Below are 13,177 nucleotides of genomic sequence, written 5' to 3' on the forward strand. Positions count from 1 at the left end.
CCGCCCGCCTGCGGCGCCGCCGCGCGCACCGGCGTGGCAGATGCCGCGCCCGGCCGGTTGGCCACGCGAACGATGTCGGGGTTGGCCTCGGCCTGCTGCGCACCGAGCTTCTCGGCCAAGCGCTGGCGCAGGCGGTCCATCGGATCCTCGAAGCCGCGTGCCTTCGCGGCCTTGGCGGTCGCCGGCTTGTCGGAATCGGCATCCTTCATCGGCTTGACCGGCGAATTGCGCGGATCCGGTGCATGGACGTCGGACGCCTGCGCCGCAGCGGCGCACAGGCTCAGGCCGAGCAAGGCCGCAGCGACGCGGGCAGACAGGATGGTGGACATGGTGGAAACGCTCCCGGCTCGCCCCCGGAACTCGGGGCGCCTGTCGCGATATCGACCGTCAGGCCGCCGGCTTGAGCTTGATGACGACGCGCGGCTTGACCCAGATCCACGCGAAGACGCCGATGCTCATCATCAGCAACGACGTGATCGCGAGCCAGAGCGTGGAATGCATCACCAACGGCGCGATCAGGCCGGCCACCATGCCGTTGGCGAGGCTGCCGATGCAGGCCTGGAACGACGACGCCATGCCGCGCCGCTCAGGCACGAGGTCGAGCGTCATCAGCGTGACCACCGGCACCATCAGCGCCCAGCCGAACGCGAAGATGCCGATCGGCAGCAGCGCCCACCAGGCCTGCGGCTCGAACAACAGGTTCAGCGCGAGGTTGACGACCGATACCACCAGCATGATCACGAAACCATGGCGGATCTGGTGGTGCGGCTTGATCTTGCCGGCCAGCCGCCCCGAGAACCAGGCGCCGCCCATGATCCCGCCGATCGTGATCAGGAAGAACCAGAAGAACTGGCCGGGCTGCAGGTGCAGGTGGTCGCCGAGGAAGACCGGCGCCGACAGCACGTACAGGAACATGCCGTTGAACGGAATGCCGCTGGCGAGCGCCAGCATCAGGAAGCGCGGGTTCGAGCCCAGCTGCCAGTAGCCGCGCATCAGGTGGCGCACGTTGAACGGCTGCTTCTGCGAGGCATGCAGCGTCTCGGGCAGCAAGCGGTAATTGCCGATCCACAGCGCGATGCCGACCGCCGTGAGGAACCAGAAGATCGCGTGCCAGCCGACATGCACGAACAGGAAACCGCCGACCATCGGCGCGATGGCCGGCGCGATGCCGAAATAAATGGTGACCYGCGACATCACGCGCTGCGCATCGGCCGGCGGGAACATGTCGCGGATCACCGCCCGCGAGACGACGATGCCGGCACCGGCCGACATGCCTTGCAGCGCACGGAAGAACACCAGCGCGCCGATGTGCTGCGACAGCGCGCAGCCGGCCGATGCGAGCGTGAACACCGCGATGCCCCACAGCACCACCGGGCGGCGCCCGAGGCTGTCGGACAGCGCACCGTGGAACAGGTTCATCACCGCGAAGCCGAACAGGTAGGCCGACAGCGTCTGCTGCATCTCGACCGGTGTCGCGCCGATCGACTGCGCGATGCCGGTGAAGGCAGGCAGGTAGGTGTCGATCGAGAAGGGGCCGAGCATGCCGAGGCATGCGAGCAGCGCGGCCAGCGCCCAGCGCGGTGCGCGCCAGAGGTGTTGTGCGTCGGGATTCATGCGGAGCGTCGAGTGTAGCGGGCGGTCCGCGGCCCCGTGCGCGTGCGGGGTCGACCTGCGACGGCGCTTGCGTCACACTCGGCCCATGAGCTCCTCGACGGACCGCGTTCCGCTGGTCCAGGTGCGCGATCTGCTGCACGTGGGCGAGCCGCTGCCGTTCCGGATCCTCGACACGCATGAGCGGCTGTTGCTGAACGCCGGGCAGGTGCTGCTCGATGAACGCCAGCTCGACGAACTGCACGAACGAGGCGCCTGGGCGGAGCGGGCCCTGGTGGAGGCGGCCCGCCAGGCGCAGTCTGCCGCGGCCAAGAAGGCCCAGGCTGTTGCCGCCTTGTCGATCTTCGACCGCTGGGAGCGCCTGATGCTCCATTTCGACCAGGTGCCGCGTGCGCTCCAGCGCCGCGAGGCGCAGGGCACGGCGGTGACGAGCTTCTTCGTTGCGCTGCAAGCGCTGGTCGACCGGGATCCGGACGTGGCGCTGTTCGAATGCATGCGACAGGAAGAGCGCCGCTTTGCGCTCTACCCGTTCCGCCACGCCGTCCGGGTGGCGGCGCTGGCGCTTCTGACCGCCCGCCAGCTCGGGTGGGCGCCCGAGCGATGCACCTCGCTCGGCTGTGCCGCGCTGACGATGAACCTGTCGATGTTCGACCTGCAGGCCACGCTGGCCGCGCAGGACACGCCACCGACCCGCAAGCAGCTGGAGCAGATCCGCGCGCACCCCGAAGCCTCGGTCGCGATGCTGCGGGCCGCCAGCGTCGACGACGAAACCTGGCTGGCGACGGTGCTGGGCCACCACGAACGCCTGGGCGGCGCCGGCTACCCGCAGGGGCTCGAACCCACCCCGGAAGCGCGCGTGCTGCGCGCGGCCGACGTCTACATGGCCAAGATCAGCGCGCGCGAAAAGCGCCCGGCGATGACGCCCCAGATGGCGACGCGCCAGCTCTTCCAGCAAAGCGCCGGCGATGAACTGGCGATGGCCATGATCAAGACCGTCGGCGTCCACCCGCCCGGCAGCCTGGTGCGGCTCCACTCCGGTGAGGTGGGCGTCGTGATCCGCCGGGCGGTCACCGGGCCGCACCCGCTGGTGGCGACGCTGAGCGACAAGAACGGCAAGCCGGTCGGCGAGACCCATCGGCGCGATTCGTCCCAGGTGGGCTTCGCGATCGAAGGCGCTCCCGAGAACGCAGCCGCGTTCCCGCGCATCCCGCCGGAGCGGGTGTATGGCCTGATGACCTGATGGTCAGTGGATAGTGTGAAGCGGACCGATAGGCCGGATTCTGTGCGTCCCCCGATTCTTGCGAACCGGTGAACGTGACCGCCATTCCTCTGGGCCGGGCATCGCTGCCCGGCTCGGTGCTACCTACCCGCACACTCCTCGGGCCGAATCAACGTGTGCCTATTTGGTATTGCTGCGCGTAGAGATTGCCCGTTTCACCCGCCACGCCGGCCTTGCGACCGATGCGGCGACTCGTCTCTGTTGCTCTGATCCTCACCTCGCGGTGGACAGCCGTTGGCTGCTACGCTGCCCTGTGCAGTCCGGACCTTCCTCCAGTGCGCCCTTTCGGGCCTTGCACCAGCGGCGGTCTGGTCCGCTTCACCGGCGCATTATCCCCTGCTCTTCGAGAGCCGCTTGTCGCGCAGCACCACCTGGCTGCCGCGGCGGTCGAGTTCGAACAGCTGCGTCGCCTCGATCAGGTCGATCAGCTTGCGGTAGCCGTAGTTGCGCGGGTCGAACGAGGCCTGGTTGCCGATCTGCTGGCCGACCGCACCGAGCGCCGACCAGCCGTCCTCGCCGGCCGCCGATTCGGCCGCATTGCGCAGCAGCGAGACCAGCCGCGCGTCCTGCTTCAGCGCCGCGGTGTCCTGGCGCAGCGCCGCGGCCGGCTCGGCTACCACCGGCGCGGGCTCCGGCGCCGCCTTGGCGCCGCCGCGGGTCTTGCGGCCGGCGGCCGGCTTGGCCTTCGCCGGCTTCGATGCGCTGTCGGCCTCGGCCACCTCGACCGCCTGGCCCAGGTTTTCGAGGTACAGGAAGCGCGAGCAGGCGTTGACGAAGGGCATCGGCGTCTTCTTCGCGCCGAAGCCGTAGACCAGCGCGCCCTTGGCCTTCAGGTGCATCACGAGCGGCGTGAAGTCGCTGTCGGACGAGACAATGCCGAACGCATCGGGCTGGTCGGTGTAGAGCAGGTCCATCGCCTCGATGACCATGCCCATGTCGGTCGCGTTCTTGCCCTTGCTGTAGTCGAACTGCTGCACCGGGCGGATCGCGTACTCGTGCAGCACCGCCTCCCAGCCCTTCAGCCCGTCCTTCTTCCAGTTGCCATAGGCGCGGCGGATGTTCGCGACGCCGACCTTGGCCAGCTCCGCGAGGATCACGTCGATCTTGCTGGCCGGCGAGTTGTCGGCATCGATCAGCAGCGCGATGCGGGCGGGCTTGTCGAGCAGGGTCATGCGGTCTCCAGTTTCCAGCCGATCGTCTCGCCGCCGCGCAGCGGTTTCAGCTGGGCCTCGCCGAACGGCAGGGCTTCGGGGAGTGTCCATGTTTCGCGGCGCAGCGTCACGCGGCCGCTGTTGCGCGGCAGGCCGTAGAAGTCGGGGCCGTTGAAGCTCACGAAGGCCTCCAGCTTGTCGAGCGCGCCGGCCGCCTCGAAGGCCTCGGCATACAGCTCCAGCGCCGACAGCGCGGTGTAGCAGCCCGCACCGCACACCGACTGCTCCTTCAGGTGCGACGCGTGCGGCGCGCTGTCGGTGCCGAGGAAGAACTTCGTGCTGCCCGAGGTGGCGGCCTGCACCAGCGCCTGGCGGTGCACTTCGCGCTTGAGCACCGGCAGGCAGTAGTAGTGCGGCCGCAAGCCGCCCTGGAAGATCGCGTTGCGGTTGTAGAGCAGGTGGTGGGCGGTGACGGTGGCGGCGGTGTGCGCATCGGCCTGCGCCACGTACTGCGCCGCCTCGCGCGTGGTGATGTGCTCGAACACCACCTTCAGCTCGGGGAAGTCGCGGCGCAGCGGCTGCATCACGGTGTCGATGAAGACGGCTTCGCGGTCGAACACGTCGACCGCCGGGTCGGTGACCTCGCCGTGCACCAGCAGCAGCAGGCCTTCGCGCTGCATCGCTTCGAGCGTGGCGTAGGTCTTGCGCAGGTCGGTTACGCCGGCATCGCTGTTGGTGGTGGCACCGGCCGGGTAGAGCTTGACGGCGACGATGCCGGCATCTTTCGCGCGGCGGATCTCGTCGGGCGGCAGCTTGTCGGTCAGGTACAGCGTCATCAGCGGCTCGAAGGCCGAGCCTTCGGGGCGTGCCGCGAGGATGCGCTCGCGGTAGGCGACGGCCTGCGCCGCGGTGGTGACCGGCGGGCGCAGGTTGGGCATCACGATCGCGCGGGCGAACTGGCGCGCGGTGTCGGGCAGCACCGCGGCGAGCGCGGCACCGTCACGCAGGTGCAGGTGCCAGTCGTCTGGCGTGGTGAGGGTGAGTGAATCGGTCGTCATGCGCCGATTTTCGCACCCGCGCCATCAGCTCAGATCACCTCAGTGTTGCAGGATCTTCGACAGGAATTCCTTCGCGCGCGGAGTGCGCTCTTCGGGCTTGCCGAAGAAGCTGTCCTTCGTGCAGTCCTCGACGATCTTGCCGGCGTCCATGAAGATCACGCGGTTGCTGACCTTCTTCGCGAAGCCCATCTCGTGCGTGACGCACATCATCGTCATGCCTTCGTTAGCCAGCTGCACCATCACGTCGAGCACCTCGCCGACCATCTCGGGGTCGAGCGCCGAGGTCGGCTCGTCGAACAGCATCACGATCGGGTCCATGCTGAGCGCGCGGGCGATCGCGACGCGCTGCTGCTGGCCGCCCGACAGCTGACCGGGGAACTTGTCCTTGTGCCCGCTCAGCCCGACGCGGTCGAGCATCTTCATGCCGCGCACCTTGGCTTCTTCAGGCTTGCGGTTCAGCACCTTGATCTGCGCGAGCGTCAGGTTCTCGGTGACGGTGAGGTGCGGGAACAGCTCGAAGTGCTGGAACACCATGCCGACGCGGCTGCGCAGCTTCGGCAGATTGGTCTTCGGGTCGGAGATCGAGATGCCGTCGACGACGATGTCGCCCTTCTGRATCGGCTCCAGCGCGTTCACCGTCTTGATCAGCGTCGACTTGCCCGAACCCGACGGGCCGCACACCACGACCACCTCGCCCTTGGCGATGCTGGTCGTGCAATCGGTCAGCACCTGGAACGCGCCGTACCACTTCGAAACGTTGTTGATCTTGATCATGGGAAGTCCCCCCGGGGGTTCAGCGGATGATGGCGATCTTCTTCTGCAGCCGACGAACCAGCATCGACAGGCTGAAGCAGATCACGAAGTAGACGACGGCGGCGACCAGGTAGGTCTCGACCGGGCGGTTGAAGTTCTTGCCCGCGACCTCGAAGCCCTTCAGCAGGTCGTAGGCACCGATCGCGTAGACCAGCGAGGTGTCCTGGAACAGGATGATGGTCTGCGTCAGCAGCACCGGCAGCATGTTGCGGAAGGCCTGCGGCAGCACGATCAGCTGCATGGTCTGGCGGTAGGTCATGCCGACCGCGTAGCCGGCGTACACCTGCCCGCGCGGCACGCTCTGGATGCCGGCCCGCATGATCTCCGAGTAGTAGGCCGCCTCGAACACCGTGAAGGTGATGATGGCCGACAGCTCGGCGCCCATCGGCCGGCCGATCAGCAGCGGGATCAGAAGGAAGAACCACAGGATCACCATCACCAGCGGGATCGAGCGCAGCGTGTTGACGTAGAACGCCGCCGGCATCACCAGCCACTTCTTGCCCGACAAGCGCATCAGCGCGAGCAGCGTGCCCAGCGCGATGCCGCCGATCATCGCGACCAGCGTCAGCTGCACCGAGAAGATCATGCCCTTGGCAATGAACGCCGAGACGACGTTCCAGTTCAGGAAGGCAAAGTCGAGGTTCATTTGCCGCCCCCGATCATGCCGGGCACCTGCACCCGGTTCTCAATGAACAAGGCCAGGCGGTTGATCGCGAACGCGGAGATGAAGTAGAGGCCGGTCACGGCAAGGTAGACCTCGATGCCGCGCGAGGTTTCTTCCTGCGCCTGCATCGCGAACATCGTCAGCTCGGAGATGCTCACCGCGAACGCCACCGACGAGTTCTTGATGATGTTCATCGACTCGCTGGTCAGCGGTGGAATGACGATGCGGAACGCCATCGGCAGCAGCACGTAGCGGTAGGTCTGCGGCAGCGTCAGCCCCATCGCGAGGCCGGCGTAGCGCTGGCCCTTGGGCAGCGCCTGGATGCCGGCCTTGACCTGCTCGGACACGCGTGCCGACGTGAAGAACCCGAGCGCGAACACCACCAGCACGAAGCTCGGCACGGCGCGCAGGCTCAGGAACAACGACGGAATCACGTGGTACCAGAGGAAGACCTGCACCAGCAGCGGAATGTTGCGAAACAACTCCGTCCACGCATTGGCGAGAAACACCAGCGTCTTGCTGGGAACCGTGCGCAGGATGCCCATCAATGAACCGACCACCAGCGCGACCACCAGCGACAGCGATGCCACCGACAGCGTCCAGCCCCAGGCAGACATCAACCATTCCAGGTAGGTCTGCCCTCCCCCCGTGTCCTGCAGGAATACCTGCCAGTCCCACTTGCCCAAGGTGTTGCTCCAATTCTTGTGAGGGGTCGCACCACGGCTGCGCTGCCCCAATGAAAAGCGCGACGCGGGTCACCCGGCGCCGCGCTGGGGGGACTGTAAGCAAGTGTCGCGCCCAGTGGCGTCAGGGCTTACCTCAGTCCCGGTCCATCGCAAGAACCCGCCTTACTTCTTGACGTAGTCTTCCATCGGCTTGTCGTTCGGGGTCGCCCACGCGGCCTTGGTGGCGTCCGACAGCGGCAGGCCGACCTTGGTGTTGCTCGGCGGGATCGGCTGGTTGAACCACTTGTCGTAGGTCTTCGCCAGGTCGCCCGACTTGATCTGCGCCACGATGCTGTCGTCGACCGCCTTCTTGAAGGCCGGGTCGTCCTTGCGCAGCATGATCGCGATCGGCTCGACGCTCAGCACTTCGCCGACGATCTTGAACTCGGCCGGGTTCTTCGCGCGCGAGATGTTGCCGGCGAGGATCTGGCCGTCCATCACGAACGCATCGGCACGGCCCGATTCGAGCAGCAGGAAGCTGTCGGCGTGGTCCTTGCCGAACACTTCCTTGAAGTCGACGCCGGTGGCGCGCTCGTGCTTGCGCAGCGTCTGCACCGAGGTCGTGCCGGTGGTGGTGGCGACCGTCTTGCCGGCCAGCTGGCCGATCGCGGTGATGCCCGAGTTGGCCTTCACCGCGATGCGCACTTCTTCCACGTAGGTGGTGAAGGCGAAGGCGACGTCCTTCTGGCGGGTCGCGTTGTTGGTGGTCGAGCCGCACTCGATGTCGACGGTGCCGTTCTGCACCAGCGGAATGCGGTTCTGCGAGGTCACCGGCTGGTACTTGATGTCCAGCGCGGCCAGGCCCAGCTGCTTCTTGATGTCGGCCAGCACCTTCTGGCAGACGTCGTAGTGGAAGCCGGCGTACTTGCCGTCACCCAGCGTGTAGGCCAGCGCACCGGACGACTCGCGCACGCCCATCGTGACGGTGCCGCTGTCCTTGATCTTCTTCAGCGTGTCGCTCTGCTGCGCCTGGGCAACGCCCGCGACGGACAACAGGACGGCAACGCTCAGCCATGCCTTTTTCATACGATCTCCTTCAGGGTGGAAAAGAGGGGGTGGGGGAGGACCCCCCTACAACGAAATTCTAGGGACACGGGGCCTACGCACTACCACGTAGACGAGAGGGCCGCGCGGGTTTCAGCCCGGCACCTGGTCCGACGGGTACTTCCAGAAGTCCCGCAGCAGGTAGTTCATCGGCAGGTTCAGCGGCAGGTTCTTGGGCGGGATCGGCTTGTTGAACCAGCGATCGTAGATCGCATAGGCCTCGCGGCTGAGGATCAGGCGCTTCATTTCTTCGTCGCAGATCTTCTTGAACTCGGGATCGTCCTTGCGCATCATGATCGCGAGCGGCTCGATGGTCAGGAACTTGCCCACCACCTTCAGCTTGCCCGGGTCGGCACTCGACGAGATCAGGCCGTACAGCAGCACGTCGTCCATCACGAAGCCGTCGGCCTCGCCGGCCAGCACCATCTGCATGGCCTTGGCATGTTCGGGCGCTTCGAGGATGGTGATGCGCAGCAGGCGTTCGCGGTTCGCGCGATCCACCTCTTTCAGCGGCGTCGTGCCCTTGGTCGACACCAGCTTCTTGCCCTCGAACATCGGCAGCTCGGCGATCGGGCTGTCGGCCAGCACCATGTAGCGCGCACCGGTGATGTAGTGCGGGATCGTGAAGGCCACCTTCTGGCGGCGCTCGGCGTTGTTGGTGGTCGAGCCGCACTCCAGGTCGGCCTTGCCGTCGACCACCATCTGGATGCGGTTGCCGGCGGTGACGAGCACGAACTCCGGCGCGATGGCCTTGATCTCGAGCCGCTTGCGCACCGCCTCGGCCAGCTTCAGGCACAGGTCGACCGCATAGCCCATCGGCTTCTTGTCGGCATCGAGGTACGAGAACGGCACCGACGATTCGCGGTGCGCGATCAGGATCTTGCCGGTCTGCTTGATGCGGTCGAGCACCGGGCCGGTGGGGACGGCCGCAGCCGCCGGCGGCGCGGCCATCGCCGGCACCGCAAGCATTGCCAGCACGACCACGGATGAACGCAGAAGAACGGAACACCGGCGCTTGCTGTGCTGAAACTTCATGGGTGGATTCTCGCAACCTTCGTGCCACGAACCCGTCGGGCGCCGTGGGGCAGAAGGCGCCAGTGTGCCCGCTTGTCGGCATGAGGCCGGTCACGCAGGAGCAAGGGCATCGGCGCATGGGAACAAGTTGGCGTTTGGGTGGCGATGGGCGCGGACTGTATGCGCCTGCCGGTTGGAAATCCAATGCGGATTCGCGGGCAAGCCATGCATCGAATGCATGTGGCGCGAGGGAAAACCCTCTGGCATCGGCGGTCGCCGACCGTCGTGCCCGGCGTCACCTCGGGGGTTTGAGGAAATCCCAGAGCGCCCGGGCGCTCGGCTTGGCGCCCTGGCGCGAGAGCTCGGGCAGCTCGCGGTACATGCGGACTTCCATCGTCAGCTCGAGCGTGCCGGGGGCCGAGGCGCGCACCAGTCGGCGGCTCTTCAGCTCCTTCTTCACCGAACTGACCGGCAGGAAAGCCAGGCCATGGCCTTCGAGTGCCATCGCCTTCAGGCCCTCGGCCATGTCGGTCTCGTAGATCGGATCGAGGTTCAGTGGCGCGGGCGAGAGCTTGACGATCTGCTCGACCAGGCGCCCGAGGTAGGCGCCGCTGCCGTAGCTGAGGAAGGGCACGCGCTCGCCGGAGGCGCCGGGCAGGCGGAACAGCGGCTCGCCCTTCGGGTCGGCCTTGGCGTACACCGCCAGCATCTCGTGGCCGAGGCTCAGCATCTCGTAGCGCTCCGGGCTCAGCTGCAAGGGCTGCGACGGGTGGTGGTAGGCGATCAGCAGGTCGCAGCTGCCTTCGGTGAGCTGCATCACGGCGTCGTGCACGTTGAGCGCGATCAAGCGGCTCTTCAGCGCGCCGAAGCGCTTGCGCAGGTCCATCACCCAGTGCGGGAAGAAGGTGAACGCGAGCGAGTGCGGCACCGCGAACTCGATCATGTCCTGCCCGGCGACCTGGTGGCCGCGCATCATGTTGCGCGTGGTCTGCAGCGCGCCGAGGATGTCGAGCGCCTGCGCATGGAAGGTCTCGCCGGCGGGCGTCAGGCGGGTCGGGTACGACGAGCGGTCGACCAGGTCCAGCCCGGCCCAGGCTTCCAGCGCCTGGATGCGGCGCGAGAACGCCGGCTGCGTCACATGCCGCATCTGCGCCGAGCGCGAAAAACTCCGCGTCTCGGCCAGGCTCACGAAGTCTTCAAGCCACTTGGTTTCCACGGCCGGCAGTGTAACGAGGGGGCGTCACGCGTCCGGCCGCGCGGGCTCAATGGGAGCGGCTGAGGGTGACGTCCAACTCGTGGACCAGGTCGTTCACCAGCTGCACCGTCGCCAGCTTCGGATCCGATGCCGCGCCGGCCGTCTGCGCCACCACGTCGGCATTCCACGTGGCGCCCGAGGAGGCGCTGACACCGGACACCCGGAACACCACGCGGCTGGCCAGGCTGCCGCAGTTCTGGCCGCCGTTCAGCGGCGTCAGCGTGACGAACTGCTGGCTCGCCGGCGTCACGCCGTTGCTCAGCATCATCGGCCCGAGGTCGCTCATCAGGCGCTCGCGCAGTGCGCCCATCACCGCCGCCACATGCTCGCCGCCAGCGGCGGAGCAGGTGTCGAACGCAAAGCTCTCGTTGTCGACCCACACCACCTTGGCGTCGGGCAGACGCAAGCTGGCCTGGGACACCGCGTCGGGCGTCGCCGCCCTGGCCGGCATCGCCAACGTCGAGATCGCGCCGGCAAACGCCAGCATCGCAAACAGAACCGTCTTCTGAGTCATCTGAGCAGTCATCGCATCCGTCCTCTGTGGGTGAATCGGTGACGCGACTCTAGAAGTGCAACAAGATGTGTGCTCGTCGGCTCCGTAACGATTGTTCACAATTGACCCAGACTTCACGCTCGTTTTTCACGAAACGGTCCGGAACCTTCGCGACTGTCCTACAGCCGCGATCATGGGGCTGGAACGATGTCACGCCAGCGCGTCTTCGGTGCTGCTTTGCTGCAGGCGCCACATGTCGGCATAGCGGCCGTCGAGTGCCAACAACTGCGCATGCGTGCCGCGCTCGACGATGCGGCCCTGCTCCATCACCAGGATCTGGTGCGCATCGACGACGGTCGACAGCCGGTGCGCGATGACCAGCGCCGTCTTGTTGCGCGCGACGCCCTGCAGCTCGGCCTGGATGGCGCGTTCGTTGGCCGAGTCGAGCGCCGAGGTGGCCTCGTCGAAGATCATGATCGGCGGGTCCTTCAGCAGCGTGCGCGCGATCGCGACGCGCTGCTTCTCGCCGCCGCTCAGCTTCAGCCCGCGCTCGCCGACCGTCGTCTCGTAACCCTTCGGCGTCGACACGATGAAGTCGTGGATGCGCGCCGCGCGCGCCGCGCCCTCGATCTCGGCCTGCGTCGCACCCGGCCGGCCATAGGCGATGTTGTAGGCCACGCTGTCGTTGAACAGCACCGTGTCCTGCGGAACGATGCCGATGCGCTGGCGCACGCTGCTTTGCGTGACCGAGCGCAGGTCCTGCCCGTCGATCGTGATCACGCCGCCCTGCACGTCGTAGAAGCGGTACAGCAGCCGCGCGAGCGTGCTCTTGCCCGAGCCCGACGGGCCGACCACCGCCACCGTCTTGCCGGCCGGGATCTCGAAGCTCACGTCGTGCAGGATCTGCCGGTCCGGCTCATACGAGAAATCGACGTGGTCGAAGCGCAGCTGCCCGTGCGGCACCTGCAACGGCAATGCGCCCGGCGTGTCGGCGATCTCGCGTTCGCGCTCGAGCAGCGCGAACATCTTGTCGAGGTCGGTCAGGCTCTGCTTGATCTCGCGGTAGATCACGCCGAGGAAGTTCAGCGGGATGTAGAGCTGGATCATGAAGGCGTTGATCATCACCAGGTCGCCGAGCGTCATGTGGCCGGCCACCACGCCCTGCGTCGCGCGCCACAGCATCGCGACCAGGCCCGCCGCGATGATCAGCTGCTGCCCGGTGTTCAGCATCGACAGCGTGGCCTGCGATTTCAGCGCGACGCGGCGCAGCCGCTCCAGGCTCTCGTCGTAGCGGCGCGCCTCGAAGTCCTCGTTGTTGAAGTACTTGACGGTCTCGTAGTTCAGCAGCGAGTCGATCGCGCGCGAATGCGCGGTCGAATCGAGCTCGTTCATCTGCTTGCGGAACTGCGTGCGCCAGTTGGTGAACACGACCGTGAAGCTGATGTACACCGCCAGCGCCGCCAGCGTGATCCACGCGAACCAGGCGTCGAACTTGACGGCCAGCAGCGTCAGCACGAGCACCATCTCGACCAGCGTCGGCACGATGCTGTAGATCGAATACGAGATCAGCGAATGCACCGCGCGCGTGCCGCGCTCGATGTCGCGCGTCATGCCGCCGGTCTGGCGCTCGAGGTGAAAGCGCAGGCTCAGCGCATGCAGGTGGCGGAACACGTTCAGCGAGATGCTGCGCGCGGTGCCCTCGGTGGCCTTCGCGAAGATCAGCTCGCGCAGCTCGGTGAACAGCGAGGTCGACAGCCGCAGCAGCCCGTAGGCCGCCAGCAGCCCGATCGGCACCACCAGCACCGCCTGGAGGTCGCCCGGCTTGATCGACAGGCTGTCGACCAGTTGCTTCAGCAGCAAGGGCACGCCGACGTTGGCCAGCTTGGCGGCGATCATGAAACTGAGCGCGATCCCGACCCGCCAACGGTAGCGCCACAGGTAGGGCAGCAGCTTGCGCAGCGTGGCCGCATCGGTTCGCGGTGCGGCAGGTGTCACGGCATCGGGCGTCGGAACAGGGGTCGAGAGGGATCGCATCGTGGAAGAATCGTGGGGTTGAACCCAGGTGAAGGC

At 66.8% G+C, this 13,177-nt stretch carries 12 protein-coding genes, 1 other RNA gene and 1 pseudogene; 1 reads left to right on the forward strand and 13 read right to left on the reverse strand.

The features are described 5' to 3' along the window. Nucleotides 1-329, reverse strand: a pseudogene (locus ACXJLU_RS09940) (hypothetical protein); the annotation flags it as partial. 58 nt (nt 330-387) lie between these two features. Continuing rightward, a complete protein-coding gene (locus ACXJLU_RS09945; protein ID WP_457330380.1) occupies nt 388-1,614 on the reverse strand; it encodes a multidrug effflux MFS transporter in 1,227 nt (408 codons plus the stop codon). An 85-nt stretch (nt 1,615-1,699) separates the two neighbouring features. On the opposite strand from ACXJLU_RS09945, the gene ACXJLU_RS09950 reads away from it, so the two are divergent. Further along, nucleotides 1,700-2,851: an HD-GYP domain-containing protein gene (locus tag ACXJLU_RS09950; RefSeq protein ID WP_457330382.1), complete on the forward strand. Its 1,152-nt coding sequence runs from the start codon at nt 1,700-1,702 to the stop codon at nt 2,849-2,851. A 13-nt stretch (nt 2,852-2,864) separates the two neighbouring features. On the opposite strand, the gene rnpB is transcribed toward ACXJLU_RS09950, so the two are convergent. From rnpB to ACXJLU_RS10005, 11 genes are all read right to left on the reverse strand, one after another. After that, an RNA gene (gene rnpB / locus ACXJLU_RS09955) (RNase P RNA component class A) lies at nt 2,865-3,210 on the reverse strand. A gap of 9 nt (nt 3,211-3,219) precedes the next feature. Then, entirely contained in the window at nt 3,220-4,062 is an 843-nt protein-coding gene (locus ACXJLU_RS09960) for an NYN domain-containing protein (RefSeq protein ID WP_457330384.1), read from the reverse strand. Next, a complete protein-coding gene (pyrC, locus tag ACXJLU_RS09965) occupies nt 4,059-5,099 on the reverse strand; it encodes a dihydroorotase (protein ID WP_457330386.1) in 1,041 nt (346 codons plus the stop codon). Before pyrC ends, ACXJLU_RS09960 begins: the two co-directional genes overlap by 4 nt. 39 nt (nt 5,100-5,138) lie before the next feature. Continuing rightward, nucleotides 5,139-5,873, reverse strand: a complete 735-nt coding sequence (locus ACXJLU_RS09970) for an amino acid ABC transporter ATP-binding protein (protein ID WP_073467422.1) — start codon at nt 5,871-5,873, stop codon at nt 5,139-5,141. Between the two features lie 19 nt (nt 5,874-5,892). Next, nucleotides 5,893-6,558 (reverse strand): amino acid ABC transporter permease, encoded by a 666-nt coding sequence (locus ACXJLU_RS09975; RefSeq protein WP_056817374.1) that lies wholly within the window; start codon nt 6,556-6,558, stop codon nt 5,893-5,895. After that, a complete protein-coding gene (locus ACXJLU_RS09980; protein ID WP_457330389.1) occupies nt 6,555-7,262 on the reverse strand; it encodes an amino acid ABC transporter permease in 708 nt (235 codons plus the stop codon). Before ACXJLU_RS09980 ends, ACXJLU_RS09975 begins: the two co-directional genes overlap by 4 nt. 162 nt (nt 7,263-7,424) lie before the next feature. After that, entirely contained in the window at nt 7,425-8,327 is a 903-nt protein-coding gene (locus ACXJLU_RS09985; RefSeq protein WP_457330390.1) for a transporter substrate-binding domain-containing protein, read from the reverse strand. Between the two features lie 111 nt (nt 8,328-8,438). Beyond that, nucleotides 8,439-9,314 (reverse strand): amino acid ABC transporter substrate-binding protein, encoded by an 876-nt coding sequence (locus tag ACXJLU_RS09990; protein ID WP_457330505.1) that lies wholly within the window; start codon nt 9,312-9,314, stop codon nt 8,439-8,441. A 340-nt stretch (nt 9,315-9,654) separates the two neighbouring features. After that, complete coding sequence (locus ACXJLU_RS09995) at nt 9,655-10,575, reverse strand: LysR substrate-binding domain-containing protein (protein ID WP_457330392.1); 921 nt, start codon at nt 10,573-10,575, stop codon at nt 9,655-9,657. A 46-nt stretch (nt 10,576-10,621) separates the two neighbouring features. Then, a complete protein-coding gene (locus ACXJLU_RS10000; RefSeq protein ID WP_457330394.1) occupies nt 10,622-11,140 on the reverse strand; it encodes a hypothetical protein in 519 nt (172 codons plus the stop codon). Between the two features lie 177 nt (nt 11,141-11,317). Further along, nucleotides 11,318-13,141, reverse strand: coding sequence for an ABCB family ABC transporter ATP-binding protein/permease (locus tag ACXJLU_RS10005; RefSeq protein ID WP_457330396.1), 1,824 nt, complete (start codon nt 13,139-13,141; stop codon nt 11,318-11,320). Nucleotides 13,142-13,177: the final 36 nt, after the last annotated feature.

It is taken from the genome of Rhizobacter sp. P5_C2, assembly GCF_054049715.1.